The 18,275-nt window shown below is 38.1% G+C and carries 21 protein-coding genes; 4 read left to right on the top strand and 17 right to left on the bottom strand.

All coding sequences use genetic code 11. The annotated features are described in order from the left end of the window. Positions 1-402 precede the first annotated feature (402 nt). Both V7654_RS12345 and V7654_RS12340 read right to left on the bottom strand, forming a co-directional pair. Positions 403-1,650, bottom strand: coding sequence for a TerD family protein (locus tag V7654_RS12345; RefSeq protein ID WP_335430635.1), 1,248 nt, complete (start codon positions 1,648-1,650; stop codon positions 403-405). 824 nt (positions 1,651-2,474) lie between these two features. Next, the gene (locus tag V7654_RS12340) at positions 2,475-3,137 is read right to left on the bottom strand and encodes a DNA-binding response regulator (RefSeq protein ID WP_335430634.1); all 663 of its coding nucleotides are present in this window, start codon (positions 3,135-3,137) and stop codon (positions 2,475-2,477) included. A 657-nt stretch (positions 3,138-3,794) separates the two neighbouring features. On the opposite strand from V7654_RS12340, the gene V7654_RS12335 reads away from it, so the two are divergent. Both V7654_RS12335 and V7654_RS12330 read left to right on the top strand, forming a co-directional pair. Further along, positions 3,795-4,046 (top strand): hypothetical protein, encoded by a 252-nt coding sequence (locus V7654_RS12335; protein ID WP_335430633.1) that lies wholly within the window; start codon positions 3,795-3,797, stop codon positions 4,044-4,046. 2 nt (positions 4,047-4,048) lie between these two features. After that, positions 4,049-4,324 (top strand): type II toxin-antitoxin system RelE/ParE family toxin, encoded by a 276-nt coding sequence (locus V7654_RS12330; RefSeq protein WP_335430632.1) that lies wholly within the window; start codon positions 4,049-4,051, stop codon positions 4,322-4,324. Positions 4,325-4,488: 164 nt separating this feature from the next. On the opposite strand, the gene V7654_RS12325 is transcribed toward V7654_RS12330, so the two are convergent. The 4 genes from V7654_RS12325 to V7654_RS12310 form a co-directional block, all read right to left on the bottom strand. After that, complete coding sequence (locus tag V7654_RS12325) at positions 4,489-5,580, bottom strand: ABC transporter permease (RefSeq protein ID WP_335430631.1); 1,092 nt, start codon at positions 5,578-5,580, stop codon at positions 4,489-4,491. Beyond that, positions 5,577-6,503: an ABC transporter ATP-binding protein gene (locus V7654_RS12320; RefSeq protein WP_335430630.1), complete on the bottom strand. Its 927-nt coding sequence runs from the start codon at positions 6,501-6,503 to the stop codon at positions 5,577-5,579. Before V7654_RS12320 ends, V7654_RS12325 begins: the two co-directional genes overlap by 4 nt. Positions 6,504-6,595: 92 nt before the next feature. Beyond that, positions 6,596-7,021, bottom strand: a complete 426-nt coding sequence (locus tag V7654_RS12315; protein WP_335430629.1) for a DUF6526 family protein — start codon at positions 7,019-7,021, stop codon at positions 6,596-6,598. A gap of 103 nt (positions 7,022-7,124) precedes the next feature. Beyond that, a complete protein-coding gene (locus V7654_RS12310) occupies positions 7,125-7,346 on the bottom strand; it encodes a hypothetical protein (RefSeq protein WP_335430627.1) in 222 nt (73 codons plus the stop codon). A 308-nt stretch (positions 7,347-7,654) separates the two neighbouring features. Between V7654_RS12310 and V7654_RS12305 the strand changes: the two genes are divergently transcribed. Further along, positions 7,655-9,049 carry an excalibur calcium-binding domain-containing protein gene (locus V7654_RS12305; RefSeq protein ID WP_335430625.1) on the top strand — a complete coding sequence of 465 codons (1,395 nt, stop codon included), beginning with the start codon at positions 7,655-7,657 and terminating at the stop codon, positions 9,047-9,049. Between the two features lie 165 nt (positions 9,050-9,214). Here V7654_RS12305 and V7654_RS12300 read toward each other — a convergent pair whose 3' ends face one another. Continuing rightward, the gene (locus V7654_RS12300; protein WP_335430624.1) at positions 9,215-9,907 is read right to left on the bottom strand and encodes a DUF421 domain-containing protein; all 693 of its coding nucleotides are present in this window, start codon (positions 9,905-9,907) and stop codon (positions 9,215-9,217) included. 104 nt (positions 9,908-10,011) lie between these two features. After that, positions 10,012-10,302 carry a hypothetical protein gene (locus V7654_RS12295; protein ID WP_335430623.1) on the bottom strand — a complete coding sequence of 97 codons (291 nt, stop codon included), beginning with the start codon at positions 10,300-10,302 and terminating at the stop codon, positions 10,012-10,014. 328 nt (positions 10,303-10,630) lie between these two features. Here V7654_RS12295 and V7654_RS12290 point away from each other — a divergent pair, with 328 nt between their 5' ends. Then, on the top strand, positions 10,631-11,332 hold the full coding sequence (locus tag V7654_RS12290) for a CPBP family intramembrane glutamic endopeptidase (RefSeq protein WP_335430622.1): 702 nt from the start codon (positions 10,631-10,633) through the stop codon (positions 11,330-11,332). A 283-nt stretch (positions 11,333-11,615) separates the two neighbouring features. On the opposite strand, the gene V7654_RS12285 is transcribed toward V7654_RS12290, so the two are convergent. The 9 genes from V7654_RS12285 to spxA all read right to left on the bottom strand — a co-directional run bounded on the left by V7654_RS12285 (position 11,616) and on the right by spxA (position 18,084). Continuing rightward, complete coding sequence (locus V7654_RS12285; protein ID WP_335430621.1) at positions 11,616-12,356, bottom strand: SDR family oxidoreductase; 741 nt, start codon at positions 12,354-12,356, stop codon at positions 11,616-11,618. 60 nt (positions 12,357-12,416) lie between these two features. Further along, complete coding sequence (locus tag V7654_RS12280; protein ID WP_335430620.1) at positions 12,417-13,550, bottom strand: NADH-dependent flavin oxidoreductase; 1,134 nt, start codon at positions 13,548-13,550, stop codon at positions 12,417-12,419. Between the two features lie 170 nt (positions 13,551-13,720). Beyond that, positions 13,721-14,095, bottom strand: coding sequence for a MerR family transcriptional regulator (locus V7654_RS12275; RefSeq protein ID WP_335430619.1), 375 nt, complete (start codon positions 14,093-14,095; stop codon positions 13,721-13,723). A 457-nt stretch (positions 14,096-14,552) separates the two neighbouring features. Beyond that, on the bottom strand, positions 14,553-15,572 hold the full coding sequence (locus V7654_RS12270; protein ID WP_335430618.1) for an STAS domain-containing protein: 1,020 nt from the start codon (positions 15,570-15,572) through the stop codon (positions 14,553-14,555). A 296-nt stretch (positions 15,573-15,868) separates the two neighbouring features. Then, complete coding sequence (locus V7654_RS12265) at positions 15,869-16,243, bottom strand: DUF3139 domain-containing protein (protein WP_335430617.1); 375 nt, start codon at positions 16,241-16,243, stop codon at positions 15,869-15,871. A 338-nt stretch (positions 16,244-16,581) separates the two neighbouring features. Beyond that, the gene (locus V7654_RS12260) at positions 16,582-16,914 is read right to left on the bottom strand and encodes an IDEAL domain-containing protein (RefSeq protein ID WP_335430616.1); all 333 of its coding nucleotides are present in this window, start codon (positions 16,912-16,914) and stop codon (positions 16,582-16,584) included. 84 nt (positions 16,915-16,998) lie between these two features. Beyond that, positions 16,999-17,412 carry an RrF2 family transcriptional regulator gene (locus tag V7654_RS12255; protein WP_335430615.1) on the bottom strand — a complete coding sequence of 138 codons (414 nt, stop codon included), beginning with the start codon at positions 17,410-17,412 and terminating at the stop codon, positions 16,999-17,001. Positions 17,413-17,523: 111 nt separating this feature from the next. Then, positions 17,524-17,658, bottom strand: a complete 135-nt coding sequence (locus tag V7654_RS12250) for a BA3454 family stress response protein (protein WP_335430614.1) — start codon at positions 17,656-17,658, stop codon at positions 17,524-17,526. Between the two features lie 30 nt (positions 17,659-17,688). Next, complete coding sequence (gene spxA, locus V7654_RS12245) at positions 17,689-18,084, bottom strand: transcriptional regulator SpxA (RefSeq protein ID WP_335430613.1); 396 nt, start codon at positions 18,082-18,084, stop codon at positions 17,689-17,691. Positions 18,085-18,275: the final 191 nt, after the last annotated feature.

Here is an 18,275-nt window from a genome sequence, read left to right as displayed (position 1 = left end):
GTTATGCAGTCGTATTTTGCATTCCAATTAATGATAACTTTTCGTATATCTTTTTAACTTCTCACCCTGCATCATTCTTAGTAATCGATAGTCTTAACCTTGGTTAAGCGTATCATTTCTAAACTCTCCAACAAGGACATTATGGATATAACTTACTTTCTCCATCTAAGACCCTCGGGAATACACTTTTTCTCCAATATTTAAGACCTCCTTTACTTATGGTACGGTTCACCGTAGTTATTTAAGAGGCAAAAAAAGGCATTGGTAAACTGATTTTACCAATGCCTTTTTAATTTTGACCTACTGTAATTTTGCGCAGAGATTCCATGGTAAGAAGCGTGATCTTAAACGGCAAAATCAACGACAATAGCAATAAATTTTAGAAAATCATATAATTCTAGTCTACTTGTAATCATTCTTCGGTCCTGCATCCATTACAACCTCTACCATATTAGAAGCGCCCATCCTAAGTTTAGGCCTAAACTCTGAGTTCGGTGAGCTATACAGCTCCAATGCACTAATTATCACTCCATCGGGCGTATTTTGGAGGATTCCAGGCACACAGGTATAAATTCGATCATTGTTGTTTGCATTCTTTGCGGAAATGGTAACGGAGGTTCCATGATGATTATCAATACTCATGGACACTTTGTATCTGTAGAATGAACCCGTTCCATTTGACTGCGCAGAGTAAACGACAGGAACGACTGCGAGAATATCATTATTTAACCTTAATTTAATCACTTCTGTCTTCGTTGATCGATTATCTCTCCTGACATCCCCCATATGTTCTACTGCTCCATTGGCGAGCCTTCTGAGGGGAGGCGTTCCATTTGCTCCAAACATCGCTACATCTATCTGCCTGCCATCCTTAGTATAGACTAAAGCATAGATATCATAATCAGTCCCAGTCTTCCAAGATACCGTAGCCGTAATCTCTGGTGTTTTTTCAATGATCACTGGCTTTTGACCTTTGTCGAGACTGATCTTACCCTTTACCTTTTCAAGGCTTATTGATGACAACGTGTTTTGTCCATTTTTGTTATTAGGAACATTTAGAGCCTTTTTTGGTTTTTGGACAGCAAGTGTTTGAACCGTTTTAGGTTCAGAAGGCTTATTTTGCTGATCAGATTCTACTTCAACACCGAAATTTTTACATAACCCTTCAAGCCCGGAATCAAATCCACGCCAGATTGATTTTGCCTTTGTCTGACCATTTCTTCGATATAATTCTAATACTACTATTCCATTTTCCTTTGTGAAACTAGATGGGGTTAATTGGATAATCGTATGATCCGTAAATATCTCGGCCTTTAAATTCTTCACATTCGAAAACCCTGTACTATTATCCTCTGTAAGAGTTATAGCTATTTTATTAATACGTTCTGGGGCTTTACTCATATCAAAATGAATTTTATGTACTTTTGTATTACCTACATTTTCATATGGTAGAAGAGCAGCTACACCAGAAGAGCTCTGTGGTTGATTATAAAATATAATCCCGCTATCCCCTTGTACCTTGTCTGAATCAGTTAAAAGGAAAGCTGTTAAGGAAATATCTATTAAACTGGAGATTTCGTAGCTAACAGTAACGGTACCTTTCGGAGAACTTAACACTGTATTTGCTCCCATTTGAAGCAATTGGTTCATTTAAACCACTCCCTACATAAAAATCGAAAGACAAACTTTTCTTTTATTCACTTAAGCTGCCCATCTTGCCCCCTTAAAAGCAGCAGTCGTTACCCCTTCACTTCTTTTCACCTTGATTTTTTGATTCTTTTCATTGCCCATCTTTAACGGGTTTTCATTCATATCAGGTATTATTCTTTATTTGATGACTACCTTGTTAATATAAAAACCATTATAGCAATTTTTACAATTTTTTACTATTGAATGAATTTTCATTTTTCCTATATATGAAATTGTCTTTATCTGAGGCTGCTAGTATAAGTGACTTAGTATTCGAAAAGAGAGAGTTTACCTCAAGTTCTGACTTCACCGTAATGACGTTACTCTTGAGGAACATCCTGTAACAAACGTTTCTTTAAAAATATGGTCGTTAAAATCCGAATCCAGTTGGGATTTGACTGTGAGGATCTTCATAAATTGAAATCAACTTGGAATCAATTATCTACATTCACTCAAGGTGAAAAGCATTTGCCCTTCTCTCTTCATAAAGGTTCTCCAGGATTGGAATAAGAAAAAATGCTAAATATTCTTTATCACTCTTCTTAAATAAGAAGGATGGTCCTTATTCAGTAACCAGAGTAACCAGCGAAAATAAAATAAGCGGAGATTTTTCTGTTAGATGCAGAATGGAGCTCGTTTAGGCGTATATAAGCTGAGGTTTTCCGGTTATGCAAAGCTAAGTCCCTCATTTTAGCAGTTTTCGAGTCAATAGGCGGAATCTTTCCGTCTATATAAGCTATTTTCAATTCAATTTACTAATTTAGAGGAATTTTTCCGTCTATTTATTAGATTGGATGCTTAACCTGATCTCCCAACCGATAAGAGCGAATCCTAATGGTACCAGATTCGGGAATCAACTTCTTTTTATCGACTAGTTGAGAAAGTACTTTTTTTACGGTCTTGTCACTTAACTTCAGATACATCTCGACTTCTTTAGGGAATATAGCTTCTCCTTTTCGAATCGCAAACCGAAGCACTTCCTTTTCCACGAAGGACAGGGAGGTCTGATCCAGCTCATCACCCAGCCACCGACCAATCACTTGCTGGACGATCTGTTGGCACCGACGTGGTTGGTCTTTAACTTGGTCATAAGAAAAGCGGATCACGGTCCATCCATCAATCACCAACTGATTTTGACGCTCCAGGCTGTCAGAAAATTGCCATCTGCTTATGTTCTTCAGGTGAGGGCCATATCCGTCGATCTCAAGGCAAATCCGTATAGCTGGACGAATATAAGCAAAGTCCAAATACCTTTTTCCATCCTTGAAATCATTAACTTCATATTCCGGATGAAGGTAGCGAAAATGATAAAATAATGGCCACCACACTTGCCTCAAAAACATCCTTTCTGCCTGGTTGTGACCTTCTTGTAAACGCCGCAACCGTTCACCGGTTCTTACCTGCAAGTGAGCATTCATAAAAGCCTGGTATTCTTCTTCAAATCCCATAGCATTCTACTCCTATCTAATGGTAATTCATTGCTTAACAAAATGTGCGATGCAATCAGAAGTGAACTGGAAACCACCTGCCCCCATCTCATACAAATGCTCATGAGTTTTATGATAATATTCTTCAAATGAAGAGCGTCCACAACATGGGCATTTAATAGCACACTTATCCGATGCCATGTATGATTCATTTCCTTTATTTATTCATTTGAACTTCCGACAGATTTCTCGACTTAATGGATATTAGCGTGAAGTAAAAAAAGAGGTTTAATGTGGTTTTAATTGAAGAGAGTAAAAGGGAATTTAAGACTAATAATTAATAAAGTAAAAGCTAATTCTCACGGAAGGAACGAAGAGAGGAATATGATATAGAAGAACTTGAGATAAAGCTATTTTTAGTTTAATAGGATTCTTAAATTTGTCAACCTATTGCCCTTAAAAATTTTGATAATTAAATTTTTATCATTTTTATTTTTGCTATGATTTAGCCACCTCATCCTTAAGGAGAGGCATTTGACTAAAAAACCTCACTTACTTATGATACGGTTCACCGCACCTCCTTAAATGGCAGTTTTCAACCATGTCTTCGTTACTCTGTTCCCGACCATTTCCATGGAGTATAATGAACATAAAGAAATAATGATTGGAGGTAATTCGATGAAAAAATTAAATGGCTATGCAGCAGAAGTAATAAAAGAAATGATCTGTGAAGGTGAATCGATTTTTGAAATTGATGGAAAGAAATATTTTTTATCCTTAATTGATGAACCAGAAATAACAGTAAAAGAAGACGTTGAGCGTGACCCCGACTTAAAACAAAAGCTATTACAAGCAAAAAAGGATATTTTAGAAGGAAACGTTTTTTCAACTGATGAGATTTTAGAGATGATTGAGCAAGGTGAACTATAAATATGAAAATAAAATGGACTAAACAAGCCTTGGAAGGGTTTAATACTATTCAGAGTCAGTATTTTACTGCAAGTGAAACAAAGGAATACAAAAAAAAGTTAGTAAAAAGAATCGAAGTTAAAATTTTCCTACTCGGAACAAGTATCCCTGCAAATCAACCAGAGTGGGAAGGAAGCTACAAAATTATTGTAGATAAGTACATTGTTTATTATTCCTTTTCCGATGACCAAACTATTTGCTATATTGAATACTTCAAGCATTCCAGACAAAAAAAATAAACTAGTCAAGATAAACAAAAAATTCTCAAGTCTAGTTTATTTTTATCAATCATTTTTCAAAAGACGCCTCTATCTATCGTAAGTCCACATTCTGGGCCAAATTGATAATAAAAAAATTAAAAAACAGCGTCCTCAAGGTATCCATGATATATACCAATTCTAACCTACTCCCACTTAAACACATAACTAGCCAGTACAAACCCTCCCACTAACCAACAACCCAATACAAGAGTTTCCGTCCCTAACTGAAGGAAAGGTGTTCCTAGGTTCATCGTTTCCCTCAAAGCAGAACTCAAATGAGCAATCGGCAGGATCTTCACGATCGGCTGAATGATATCTGGCATATTACTGATTGGGAAAAATACGCCTCCAAGAAACAGCATCGGAAACGTTATAAATCCTGCAATCGGGCCTGCACTTTCGGGGTTTTTCGCGATTCCGGCAATAATAAACCCAAGTGACATAAACGCAAGGGTGCCGAGTACAATGAAAAAGATCAAGGCAAGCCAGGATCCAACGACATCAATGCTAAAGACGAAATGAGCAATGAGGACTACTAGCAGGGCTTGGGTTCCATTGAGCAGTAAGCGAGCCGTGATTTGAGCTGCAATGAAGGTAGAGGCTTTCAATCTAGTTCCTTGCATTCTGCGTAAGATTCCTCTTTCACGCCAGGCAGAGATTTGGCCTGCGACTCCGTTCATGTTGTTGCTCATGATCATCATGGCGACGATTCCTGGTACAAGGAAGTCAACATAACGAATATTCATGGCTTCAATGCCCACTTTTTCAACTGTAACCAAAGGCTTGTAGTCCACAAGGTCTTTACTGTATTGATCAATGATTCCGTTCACAACTGACAGGCCAAGCTCTGAGGTTGCAAGGTTTTTCTCATTATAATAAACGGGAAGGGAAAAGGCTTTGTTCTCTTTCCTCACGTTTGCTTCGTATCCTTTTGGGATATCAACGAGAAGCTGGATATCTCCATTTTTCACCGCTTCTTTCCCGCTTTTGACTTTTTCATAAGTTTTTGTTTTTAATCCCTCATGCTTATTAAACAATTCTTTTAAGTCCTTCGAGGCATCTGTTCGATCAGAATCGATCACCCCTACGGTTAACGATAGATTGTCTCCTTTTCCAGCAAAGGATCCAATGGCAAGCATTAAGATAATTGGGAAGAGTAAGGTAAAGAATAAGACTTGCTTGTTACGAGCAAAAATCCGTAATTGCGCTAGCGTTAATTGCCAATATGCTCTCATGATTCCCGGATGCTCCTTCCTGTCATATGAATGAATACATCCTCTAATGTCGCTAAACGTGTTTGTAAATCCTCAATATTGAACTGATGTTCCGCAGAAGCTCGGATTAAGGATATTAAGGCTGTCTGTAGATCGTCCGTATATAACTGGACAAATGTATCCTTGATGGACACCTCTTTCACTCCCTCCATTTTCAAAAACCACTCTTGTTCAGGTGGATTGCTCAAATGGAATTCTACGGTGCTAGTAGACTGGAGTTTTTTTACCAGATTCATTGGCGTGTCAAGAGCAATCAGTTCTCCTTGATCCATGATTCCGATGCGGTCACAGAGCACATGGGCTTCATCCATATAATGAGTCGAGAGAATGATGGTTTTTCCTCGCTCCTTTAAGCGTAAGACGATGTCCCATAGGGTTCTTCTTGCTTGTGGATCTAGGCCCGTCGTTGGTTCATCAAGAAACACAATGTCTGGGTCATGGATAAGAGCTAGCGCAATTGCGAGACGTTGCTTTTGTCCACCAGATAGTCCTTTAATGCGGTCCTTCCGTTTCTCTGTTAGGAGCATATCGCCGATTAATTCATCAATGTTCACATGACTTGGATAAAAGCTTCCGTACAACTGCAGGATCTCTTCTACTTTTAATAGCTCGAATAAGGAGGTGGACTGAAGCTGTACCCCGATGACCTCTTTGACTTTGTTCACTTCTTTTTTAACATCAAAGCCAGCAAGAGCTGCTGTTCCTTCATCCGGCTTTCTTAGACCGACTAACATTTCAATGGTGGTCGTTTTCCCAGCTCCATTCGGACCAAGCAGACCAAAAATTTCACCTTTTCCCACCTGAAAAGAAACCCCATTAACCGCAGTAAAGGATCCATATCGCTTTTTTAACCCTTTTACATCTACTATTATGTCATTATGCATAACAAGCCTCCTTTGAAGGGTAAGATGATCTTGAATTTTAAAAAAACTCATCCAAAAAAAGAAACAGCCATTAGGAAGCTGTTTCTTTTTCATTATACGCGATGGTGATCAGCACTCCAATGCCGAATTGCCTTTTTAATGTCATCTGGTGAAAGATTCTCTGACTTCGCTCGCTCAACTAACTCCACGTACTCCTCGTCTCCTGCAAATCGTAGAGCAATCACTTGCTTCAAGGAAAGCTTGGAATCTAATTGATTCCCAGTTAAACGATAATAACGGAAATTTTCCTCAGTTCGGATGATCCTGTCCTGAAGCTGAAGTGCATACCCTCGCAGCCTCACAGTTATTAATACAAGCATCAGCGCAAATCCTAACACAATCACACTCAGCAGCCACTGACTGCCAAGATGTTGAAAGAAAAACACAAGCGATAAAATGAGCGTAATAAGTCCAAGGAAAACGATCCCAACATGGAATATCGGGTCCATTTTTCTATGGTGTTCATAATTTTGCTCCATTGTAACAACCCCCTATCATTCTATTATTATTATATACATTATTAAAATAGTACGCTTATCTTTTCTGCTATTCAAATGGATGAACAATTCTTTATTTGAACTCTTAAGGCCCCACATTCATCTCAAAACTTCCGTCTTTATAAAGAAGCGGGGAACGTTCGGTGCCGCTTTTGGAGTATTTTTCAACCTGCATTACTTTCATTTCCTTCGGATCAGTCAGATAGATCTTTGCAATCGCGACCCAGGAGGCAAACTTGTTGTTTTCAAATAAGGGGGATGTGACCACTTGTCCCATCTTGTTATCCACTACCGCTTTTGCTTTCATACTTTTAAAGCTTCCGATACCGTTCGATAATGCGCAGTAAGCAGCGAACAACAAGTAATAGATTTCAGATGGCTTATGAACGATAATCGTTACTTTTCCGGTTCCTTTTGCCTCCCCGTCCAGAGTTATATATGAAGCTTTAGCAGCATTCCCTTTGTTCCGGTAATAGACTTTCCCTACTGTTTTTCCATTTGTTACCTTTCTATATTTTGTAATAATATCACAAAAAAGAAAAACAATGTGTTAGCATAATTAGGGTATTTCAGCTATTAACAACAAGATTTTACATACAGGGGGAAGCAGCAAGAATGGATAAGTGGATTGGAAATCATCCAACTATTTCTCAAAAGGGGCTTAAACTAAAATACAGCCAATTGCTAAATATAGATAAGTGGTCAGTCCTTGGTCAAAATGAAAAGGTGCTAAAAGTCATCGAGGGAGAACTGGATAAACGTGGCGGTAAGGAGATCAATGGTGTTGTCGCTCTTACTGATTCAAGAATCATGTTCATCTCACGTTCTGAAAATTCTTCGTACAATTACTCCTCCATTTTTGATATTCGAATTACTGAAGACGGCAAGGACAAGCATCAGTGGAAGCTGAGCTTTTCTGCGGGCGGACGAAGAGTTGTTGTCGATGATATTGCTAAGAATGATGATAGTGATGAGTTTTTCTATATTTTGAATCAAAAGGTTCAATCTCCAAACCGCCGAATTGAAACAACGGTTACCCATGATTTCACTTACTTTCTTCATGCAGGAAGGTTAGAGGAATTGCGGAAACAAAACGTGGTCATTACGTCTTTTCTATTAAAAAGAGACGATCAAGGAACAAGTGCAAATGGTCTTCGACTGTTAAAAGAGAAACATCCTAACGCATTATTCATTGTCCAGGGAAAATATAAGAAAGACAAAGCAGAGGGCGATTTTATCGTTGTCGATGATTTAGTATATTTGTATGACTATGATAATAAAGAACGAGTAGCTACCCTGCTCCACTCGTGGCCATTTGGAGCCTTTAACGGAGAAACAATAGATTACTATGCTCTTAAAACGGTTGTCACCGTAACTGGTGGTGAACTTATTTTTAACTCTAAAGGAAAAGAATTTGCTGTTTTACTGAATGAGAAAGGTGCATTTTTCACCATTCAGAAAAGAATGTGGCATCAGAAAATCCTCGGTTTCCGCAGCGGAGAGCTCTGGAAGAAGAGTATCGCCTCCCTTTCCTATCTGCTCATCCTGTTTGTTGGTCTGATGATGATTTTTGGAGATTCAGATACTGAGAGTAAGAAGACCCCTCCACAAGGCATTGCTGAAACAAATACGGAAACGGAAGAAAATGACAAAAAAGCGGAGGAAAATGCCCGCCTAGCTGCCGAACAGAAGGCGAAGGAAGATGACGCCGCACGCTTAGCTGCTGAGAAAAAAGCGAAAGAAGAAGCTGCTCGACTTGCTGCTGAACAGAAAGCGAAAGAGGAAGCTGCTCGACTTGCTTCTGAACAAAAAGCAAAGGAAGAAGCCGACCGTCTTGCTGCTGAAAAAAAGGCAAATGAGCAAGCTGCTGCAAAAGCAGCGGCAGCCAATGTCTATTATAAAAACTGCGATGCTGTAAAAGCTGCAAATGCCGCTCCAATTCGTACCGGTGATCCTGGTTACTCAAGGAAACTAGACCGTGATGGAGACGGAATTGCTTGTGAGTGGTGAATGATTACTAATTCATACTGAAAATGAAAAAAGGAGAGCAGATTATAGGGTCTACTCTCCTTTTTATTTTGCGATCCACAAGAACCGTCCCCATGTTTACATTGGTAAAACACAAATGGCTGAACCAGTATTTAAAGGGTTCAGCCTTTGATTTATATATATAACTTATTGTGCCTTCCGGTCATATTTCAACACAAAAACCGGTTCATTCTGCATCCATTCCGCAAACAGCACATCTTCATAATGATGGATCTTTTGCTTTTCTAACTCCTTTTTCAGCCACTGTTCATCAAACCCGGCTTCTTTCAAGTTTTCGCACACGACTTCTCCGTCGATGATCAGATTAATCGGTAAGCTCGGAGCCTCCGCTTTGATTTTCAAATCACTATTTTTAGGTGTATCGTAATCTACCTTAGGAAGGACACTGATCATCCCATTTGTTTCAATAATTGCATATTCTACTTCTCTCAGTGAGAAGTACCCTTGCTGCCTGACCAAGCTTTGCAGCTGATTGATATCTAGCTTTGCTTTTTTCAGAGCGTCGTATTTAATTTGGCCTTTATGAACGACAATATTGGGCTCACCTTCTAATAATTTTCGTGAACCGATGAACTTTTGCGTCACCATTTCAGTTACATAAACCAGCACCGCCCATATGCCAACTGAGAAAGCAATTTCTCCGAGCTTCACTTCATGGTCGTAGATGGCGTTCCCTAACAACTCCCCCAGGATAACTGCTGAGATAAAATCGAAAGGGGTTATTTGTGAAAACTGCGTTTTTCCTTGTAGCTTCGTGGCAAAAAATAAAAAAACAAATCCACACGTAAGCTCAACTGCAATCGATAAATAATGATTCAACACTCCCACTCCTTTTTACCAGTATGGAAAAATTTGTGGAATTTGAATCCTTATTTTTAATAAAAAGAAACGTTCTCAGTCTAATTATTTTAGTCTAAGTTCTTCTACCACCTTCGCCCTTTCCATACGCCCAATTGAAAAATGATTGCTGAATAGGTAATGAATATTGATAGAGTTACGATGATCTTCTGATGGTTTTTCCAAAGATCAAGGATTGTTTTTTGGAGCTGGTCTTTAGAATACAGATAATAGATGTAGACCATTACGAAGGATAAGAATAGTAAGAAGGCAAAGCGGAGCATACGCAAGAAACCGATGCCTCCAGGAGAGGATTTTGGATATCTTTTTCCCTTATATCCAGCGGAACTCTCGTTTGAAAACCTTGTTTCAGCCATCATGCTCACTCCCCTGAACTGATTCCTTTTCATACCCTTTAATATTCTTTGCCTTTGCCGCAATATCCTTTGAATTTTCCAAGAAAAAAACAGCCCTAGCAAAGATAAACGGGTTCTCTTTTGAGGTGCGTAAAGTAAAAAGACAGGTTAAATAACACACGAAAAAGAATGGTCATTCGCATATGAATTCGCCATAATTTTTGTATTTCTTTAAACCTGTATAACACCAAAAAATGGTATGTCTAACGTTTTAACATTGGTATAATGGGATTTAGTCACAACGTGAAACCACTTGTATTTTTAAAAGGAAATAATTTATTAATGTAAAATGAATAAACCTGCGATATTAGGAGGAGAGATGGATTTAAATTTAAAGGCTGAAAACAACGCCAGAATTTGTACCGTACAAACGCTTGTTTTTTATCTTCTTTTCTTTTACTTTATTTGGGCTTTAAAAGAATTGTGGTTCATTAATTTCTTTCATTTTTTTGGTGAGACAACCTATGCCTTACAGGAAGCAATAGTAAAGGTTTTGGTTTGGATAGTTCCAATTTGGGTTTATGTAAAATACTATCTAAATACAAGCCCAATGAGTTACTTTAATATGAACATCAATGTAAAAAAAGGATTACTTTGGGGTATCATTCTTTCTATACTCGTCGGTTTCCGTTTTGCCATTGAAGTTTATCTCGTTAATAATGAAACATTTCATTTTGTACTGCCATTATACATCTATCTTAATGGGTTTCTTGTGGTTGGTATAACGGAAGAGATGGTGTTTAGAGGGTTTCTTCTTAAAGAATTAAATAATAGAATATCTTTTTGGAAAGCAAATGTAATTACAGCATTACTATTCTTGCTTATACACTATCCGATTTGGATTCATGAAGGAGTATTTTTTCATTTTTGGACTCACGTTTATATTTTTCTACTTGGACTAATATTTGGATTTGTTTATAAAAAGACAGTTTCATTATGGTCGGTTGTATTATTGCATTCTTTTTACGATTTGTTTATTAATATTATTTAGCACATAAAAACTGCTTGGAACATTTCATTAACGGGTTCGGTTTTGAAGGGCAAAATAGCAATTAGCAGTTTATTTCGCAATTGAATTAGGAAAGAAATCACCATATAATTAGTAGGTACTCTAGCTGTAAAATTGGCACACAAAAGCTCAGAGCCTTTTATAAGGTCTGAGCTTTCATTTTCCTTATGTTATTGTAGATAAACACCCGTTAATTTAAGTACAATGCTTCACAAAGATGAATAGGCAGTCCCGCAAAAATGTGACTGCCTAATTACAAATTCTTTTAGAGTTCTTGAACAGTTGGGCGAACAATCATTTCATTAATCGCTACATCTGATGGTTGTTCAATGGCAAATGCAATGGCACGAGCAATGCTTGCAGGCTCGATTCCAATTTTGCTATCTTCAACGATGGCAGATTTTAATTCTGGATCTGATATGGCTTCAAGTAATTCTGTAGTAATGGTCCCCGGCGAGATAATGGTTGTACGAATATTATTGCTAGCCTCTTCTATACGGAGACCTTCAGTAATGGCACGTACAGCAAACTTTGTACCACTATAAACTGCACCAGCAGGGAATACTAAATGACCAGCTATTGAGGAAACATTAATGATTTGCCCCTCTTTTCTATCTCTCATGGACGGAAGAACAGCAGCTATACCGTAAAGTACACCCTTGATGTTAACATCAATCATCGTATTCCATTCATCGATTTTTTTCTGATGAACAGGCGATAGCGGCATTACTCCAGCATTATTGACCATTACATCAATCTTTCCAAACTCTTTAAGAGCATATTCAGCTAACTCTTCCATTTGTTCATGCGATGCAACATCCGTCACTTTATAAATAGCTTGACCGCAATTATTTTGAATCTCTTCTTGTAATTTCTTTAATCGTTCTTCTCGACGAGCCGCCAGTACCAGCTTAGCACCTTTAGATGCAAGTTCTTTTGCAGTCGCTTCTCCAATCCCACTAGAGGCACCCGTAATAATGACAACCTTATCATGAATATTTGACATATCAATTCCATCCTTTCTTCAAAAAATGTGATAAAAAAAGTAAATTTCTCTATTGCGATGTTATTCTTCGATATTAAACCAAGGACCTGAAGCTTGGATTACATTCCAAAGTTTTTCTGGAAGCTCAAGTTCGCTTACTTTTGAAGTCTTAATCGCTGTCTCAATTTCAGGTTCTTCTACATTCTGGATCTTTTCTACCCAGTCTGGATTCATGATTAACGTATGACCAATTGCTGCCAGGGATAAGCCCTTAGCCAATGCTGCAGCAACATCATCAGCAGTTACCATGGAACCAGCAGCCATTACAGGAACTCTGCCGTTTACATGTTCAACAATTAATTCAAGATATGTTTTTTCATCTTGACTATCGACTGGCTTTGAAGAAAGAGCATCAGCCAATGAAGCATGTACATAATCAACATCCGCTTTAATAAGGCGATTAACTAATTCGTAGGTATCCTTCATTCTCAAACCGCCTTCTTCATGTTCGTCAGGAGATATTCTATACCCGAGGATAAACGGTTTTGTCGCATGCTTTTCAATGACATTTTTCACTTCCTGCACGATGGCCAGTGGGAAACGCAAACGATTTTCCAGCGATCCTCCCCATTCATCCTCACGTCTGTTGAAGAAAGGAGACAGGAAGTTTTGCATTAAAAATCCATGAGCACCATGAAGTTCAACGCCGTCAAAGCCTGCTTCAATGGCACGTCTGGTTGTTTCCCCAAACGCGTTGATTACTTCCAATATTTCACCATGTGACAGTTCTCTAGGCAATACGGAAGGTGCAAATGCAGTAGCTTCCGTCTCTACAGCACTGGAACTAACCACCTCACCATTTGGAGTTAAAGATGGTAGTGCTTTATTACCTGCATGGAAAATCTGAAGTAACGCAGGAGCTCCACCGCTTTTCGCAGCATCTGCTAATTTTCGTAGACTTGGAATAAATGTATCGTCATAAGCTGCGAATTCATTCGTAAAACCTATACCGTTTGGTTGTACATGAGTACATCCAGTTATAACAAGTCCTACTCCATTGACTCTTCTTTTATAATATTTCACTTCTTCATCTGAAATGGTGTAATCATCATTACTGGACCAAGTTGTCATTGGAGCCATAACGACTCTATTTTTAATGGTGATCCCTTTTTTAAATGTAAGTGATTCAAGTAAGCTGCTATATTTTGTGTTCATTTTTTAACCTCTTTCTGAATAGTGTTCTTCGATGGTGCAAGACTAGATTAATCCTTTGAGTGGACTCTAAAGCAAGGATTTTTTATTTTTATTTTTTTCGATAATAACCATTTCGAATGTTGTCTGTACAATGTTTAGCAAAAAGACTCAAAGGAATAGGAACTCTCTGCTTAATCTTTCGAGAAACAGTCTCCTATTTCACTTTCATAAAAATTTATCTTATGATCCAGATGTTCTAAACTTTGACGGAGCTTTTCCAAATCTTCCACTACTTTTTTGCGGTGGTTTTTAAGTAAAGCTAACCTGTCCTCCATAGTTACATCCCCGATATGCCCCCACATGGCAAATTGTTTCATGTCTTTTAGTGACATCCCCGTATTTTTCAGATGGAGCAAAGATTCAATCCATAATTTATTTTCATCCGAGTAGATTCTGACATTGTTTTCGTCTCTGTTTACTTTGATTAACCCTTCTTTTTCATAAAACCTCAATGTATAGTCGCTCAACCCCACGATTTTAGAAAATTCTCCAATAGAATATGTCAATATAACCGCCTCCTAAATCTGAAATAGCTATTTTTTTGTTTTTAATTCGTGACATAAAGTAGAATAATACTTAGAGTTTACTCTAAGTCAAGATTTTTTATTTCCTTTGCCTATTACTATCTAATTCGTTTTCTGATATGTAAAAAACAAAACTCCCCTCCAAGTAGACAGATTTTCCGTTTTCAATCTGCCTACTTAAAGGGGAGCATATTATGTTGGCGTGTTTTCTTTATTATAACCAGTGCTCTATTCAACTCCGGTTCCGAAGCGCGGGGACGTACCTTCGCTTCTTTTCTCTTTCCCTATTCAGAAAAGAAAGTGACATCAGAAAATACTCGGTTTTCTCAACGGAAAGCTCTTGAAGAAGGCTATCGCCTTTCGGATGAAACACAAGAATTCATGTTTAAAAGCTGCAGAAAAAAGGCTGAACAAGAAAATTCCTTGTTCAGCCTCATGATTAATTCTTTTTTACTAGTTCATATCCATTCTGCTGGATTGCGTATTCTACGCCTTGCTGTAGGCTGGAGAAGGATTGGATTCCCTCAAGAGTTACGCTTGAACTTAAAATTTGGATGCTCAGTTCAGCTGACACACCGACAATGAAGCATTGGCCTCCTATCAGGCGGATGGACTGAATCAGTTTTTGGATGCCATGAATCGTATATGAATCGACATGCTTAATTCCCGTTAAATCGATTAATAAGTACCTAGCCTTTAGACTGGTCAGTTCAACCAGTGCTTTTTCGATCAAGTTGCTGAGCCGCTCTTCGTTGTACTTGCCAATCAACGGGGTGACAAGAATATCCTTAAGAACCGGGATGATTGGGGAGGAGAGCTCTTGTATCAAAGAGGAGAGCTCTTCCGTACGTGCCTCTACCTTCTTCTCCAATTCCATGATGCTTTCCTGCTCTTTCTTTCTCGCTAATTCATGGATGTTGCGCGAAATGGTCACTGAAGTTGGAAATATCTCAACCTCATCATAATCATGGCCTTCTAGCTGGCTCTTCACCATTTTGTACCCCATGTCTTGCTTAAAGAGTCCGCTGAAAATCCCAGCCCAATGGCTTGGAAGCAAAACTCCAGCTTTATTTTTATCAGCAAGCTTGAAAATGCGATGTTCCCAGCTATTGCGGATTCTCACGACAGCCCTTTTCTCATCATATGAGTACTCATGAATCTCAAAGATTCCCCAGCCTGCGCTTCTGTATATATCACTATATTCATTCAACAGCTGAACCACATCAGTTCTGCCCTCGTAATAAGAGCTTACAAGCTGTCCCATGCGAAACCCGGTCACTTCATAGACGGTATTCGACACATCATCTCCAGAGATTTCTTCGATCGTTTTTAAAAACAGTTCGATTGCTGAATCCCAGAAAAGCAATGCAGGGGCTCCATCAAATGTAAGTTCACCCTCCTCGCCATTCCATACGAACTCATTTTTGTTCACTTTTATCTGATAAGTAGAATTGCCCATTATTCTCTCCCTTGGTAAAATGAATTAGTTCCATTTTAACTTAAACAAAAGGAAAATACTAATTCACTAGTCCGGGAAAAAACAACTCTTTCCGAGAATTGAGTGTAAGAATACGGACATCAATGATGGATAATCAGTAGATATGTACCTTTGCTTGCAGGTATGCTCCTTCACATTTCGCCTCCCAAATGAACACAAGAACAGTCCCATGTTTACTAGGTGGGTGCAATGTCTTCACCACTTTTCTGGGATTAAAATCACCCCTGAGTTCTTGCTGAACCCAAAACCTAACCAAATTAACGTTCAATAACATCTATTATTTTATCTTCATTAAAGTAAATATCGTACAACGGAAATTTAGCATGTTTATTAGCCAAATCTAAGGACATATTATTAAACTTAGCAAAAACTCTTACCTTATTTTCTGATCTAGTATATTCATAGTCATAAGTGATCTCGGGATCATTTTTAAATACGATTCGTTTATACCAGCACTCATTTTTATAGTCATAAACATCCACAAGTATGTCGCTATTTTCAATAGATGCTTGTTGTAACTCGATTACCTGCGCTATTCTTTTATCAGCCCGTTTTTCATAATGTATAAAATTTAGCTTTAAGCCACCCCACGCAAGAAACATTAACAATGAAACTATTAAAATCCTTTTCATACCCACTCACCCTTTTAGTGTAATATTACACTTTTTAGTTTAATACAAAAAGTGGATATTAACAAAGAATTTTTTATTAAGCTAAATAAAAAAAGCATACTCAGTGTATGCTTCAGTTTGCAAATAAAAGGGGGGCGGAATCTCGACACGCTATTGGCCTTGAAATTGAATATGGACCCGCACCGGATAGTTGAGTAAGAATAACTTTAAAATATTCACCAAGTAGCTCTATATGACCAAATAATTCCTAATCTCTGTTTCAACGATCATTATCCTTCTTTTGCAACATCAGGATGATATAAGGCTGTTCCTTTTGGCTGCTTTGTAGCTGAAAAATTCTACTTCACGCTCTTAACAAGTTCCCTGATGGCATTAAGCTTGGAAGACAGCTCTAAAAACCAGTCTTCATCTCCAGTAGTAAGTGCCAGGTCGATTAGATTAAGAATTTGTTCCTTATTTTTCACATTCGAATTGGGCAGTCTTTTAACTTTATGGTTTAGTATAGGAATGGTTTTGCCGACTAATTCTTGATGATCACTTGTAGTGACGGTTACCTTTGTCGTTTCTTGCGGTAGATCAAAGGATTCTACATAACCGATGATCAGTTCACCCTCGCGTGATTTTGCCTTAATCCAGTCGCCAATGCATAAGATCGCATTATTATTGGCCATGCTTTTCACCTCTTTTAAAAATAATCACAAAACTGTAACATTTTTTATTACATTTAAATTATGAAGAGATTTGAACTCTTCTAGTTATTCTTCTTTATTAATTAGATCGACGACCTCTTTTAAAGAATAGTTCTTTAAATATTCTCCCAAATGTTCTTCTGCACCAAGGAAAATGGCGAATAGGACTCTCTGCATATTTGCTCCGACGACACACCGCTCATTTGAATCAGGACATTTTGGCTGCAATGCTCCTTCAGAGGTTAATTTGTATATATCCCAGAGGTTTACATCGCTAAGATCGATTGCAAAAATGAATCCCCCGCCAGTACCTTCTTTTGATTTAATAAATCCATGTTTTTTTAACAAACTCAGCACTTTGCGGATGCGTACCGGGTGGACACCTGCACTCTCAGAAATCGCATCGCTTGTCGACATTCGGTCCGGCTGCAGTGCAAGATAGGTTAAACTGTGTATGGCAAGAGTAAAGTCACTGTTCATTGCCTGGCCCCCAACATAAGGACAAATTGCTCATCCCTTTTTTTACTGTAATACTATATGTTACAGATTATATTGTCAAACTTCCCGTTTCCAATCAACTACTGAACCGCGCTAAGTCCTCCACTGTTTCTCTACTTGCTCCTCGGCCAGGCGTTTAATTTGGTCCCATGCCATTTCGCTTTTGACAATCACATTGGTTTGATAATTTTTACCTTTATAATTTACCGTAAGGAATACTTCACTCATCTTGACCTTCCTCCTCCCTGTATTTTAATATCAGTTAGCCTTGCTTTCCCACTCGAAGACAGGAAATGTCCGTAGATTGCGTGGCAGAAAACGGCGAATTTCTTCATCATTATAACCAACCTGCAATCTTTTATGGTCGACGATGATCGGACGACGCAGCATCAGCGGGTTTTCAATGATTAATTCATATAATTCTTTAAGCGGGAGTGAATCGATATCCACATTTAACTGCTGATACGTTTTTGAGTTCGTTGATATAATCTCCTCAGTACCGTCCTCCGTTAGCCGAAGAATCGATTTAATCTCCTCCGCTGTAAGGGGCTCAGATATAATATTTCTTTCAACATACTCAATATGATGTTCCTCAAGCCACGCTCTTGCTTTCCGGCAAGAAGTACAGCTGGGTGTGATATACAAAGTGACCATGATTCTACAACTCCTTAGATATATTTAGATTCAAAACTGTAATAATAAAAATTACATTTAAGTTAAAAAATATAAAATTTGCTCTATATTTGAAACCCCACTTAAGTCTAATATGTTTATACCGTACTGTAATATTAATATTTACAGTTTAAGAAGTCAATACCATTTTTTAATAACATGGGGACGGTTCT

It is taken from the genome of Bacillus sp. JJ1609, from assembly GCF_036967045.1.
GTDB lineage: Bacteria > Bacillota > Bacilli > Bacillales > Cytobacillaceae > Mesobacillus.
Note: the sequence above shows the minus strand (reverse complement) of the source record. Positions and strands in the feature narration are given on the sequence as shown.

Bases quoted from the DNA above. Each gene is read 5' to 3' on its own strand.
- V7654_RS12345 (WP_335430635.1), bottom strand. From the start codon at position 1,650: ATGAACCAATTGCTTCAAATGGGAGCAAATACAGTGTTAAGTTCTCCG.
- V7654_RS12340 (WP_335430634.1), bottom strand. From the start codon at position 3,137: ATGGGATTTGAAGAAGAATACCAGGCTTTTATGAATGCTCACTTGCAG.
- V7654_RS12335 (WP_335430633.1), top strand. From the start codon at position 3,795: ATGAAAAAATTAAATGGCTATGCAGCAGAAGTAATAAAAGAAATGATC.
- V7654_RS12330 (WP_335430632.1), top strand. From the start codon at position 4,049: ATGAAAATAAAATGGACTAAACAAGCCTTGGAAGGGTTTAATACTATT.
- V7654_RS12325 (WP_335430631.1), bottom strand. From the start codon at position 5,580: ATGAGAGCATATTGGCAATTAACGCTAGCGCAATTACGGATTTTTGCT.
- V7654_RS12320 (WP_335430630.1), bottom strand. From the start codon at position 6,503: ATGCATAATGACATAATAGTAGATGTAAAAGGGTTAAAAAAGCGATAT.
- V7654_RS12315 (WP_335430629.1), bottom strand. From the start codon at position 7,021: ATGGAGCAAAATTATGAACACCATAGAAAAATGGACCCGATATTCCAT.
- V7654_RS12310 (WP_335430627.1), bottom strand. From the start codon at position 7,346: ATGAAAGCAAAAGCGGTAGTGGATAACAAGATGGGACAAGTGGTCACA.
- V7654_RS12305 (WP_335430625.1), top strand. From the start codon at position 7,655: ATGGATAAGTGGATTGGAAATCATCCAACTATTTCTCAAAAGGGGCTT.
- V7654_RS12295 (WP_335430623.1), bottom strand. From the start codon at position 10,302: ATGGCTGAAACAAGGTTTTCAAACGAGAGTTCCGCTGGATATAAGGGA.
- V7654_RS12290 (WP_335430622.1), top strand. From the start codon at position 10,631: ATGAATAAACCTGCGATATTAGGAGGAGAGATGGATTTAAATTTAAAG.
- V7654_RS12285 (WP_335430621.1), bottom strand. From the start codon at position 12,356: ATGTCAAATATTCATGATAAGGTTGTCATTATTACGGGTGCCTCTAGT.
- V7654_RS12280 (WP_335430620.1), bottom strand. From the start codon at position 13,550: ATGAACACAAAATATAGCAGCTTACTTGAATCACTTACATTTAAAAAA.
- V7654_RS12270 (WP_335430618.1), bottom strand. From the start codon at position 15,572: ATGGGCAATTCTACTTATCAGATAAAAGTGAACAAAAATGAGTTCGTA.
- V7654_RS12265 (WP_335430617.1), bottom strand. From the start codon at position 16,243: ATGAAAAGGATTTTAATAGTTTCATTGTTAATGTTTCTTGCGTGGGGT.
- V7654_RS12260 (WP_335430616.1), bottom strand. From the start codon at position 16,914: ATGGCCAATAATAATGCGATCTTATGCATTGGCGACTGGATTAAGGCA.
- V7654_RS12255 (WP_335430615.1), bottom strand. From the start codon at position 17,412: ATGAACAGTGACTTTACTCTTGCCATACACAGTTTAACCTATCTTGCA.
- V7654_RS12250 (WP_335430614.1), bottom strand. From the start codon at position 17,658: ATGAGTGAAGTATTCCTTACGGTAAATTATAAAGGTAAAAATTATCAA.
- spxA (WP_335430613.1), bottom strand. From the start codon at position 18,084: ATGGTCACTTTGTATATCACACCCAGCTGTACTTCTTGCCGGAAAGCA.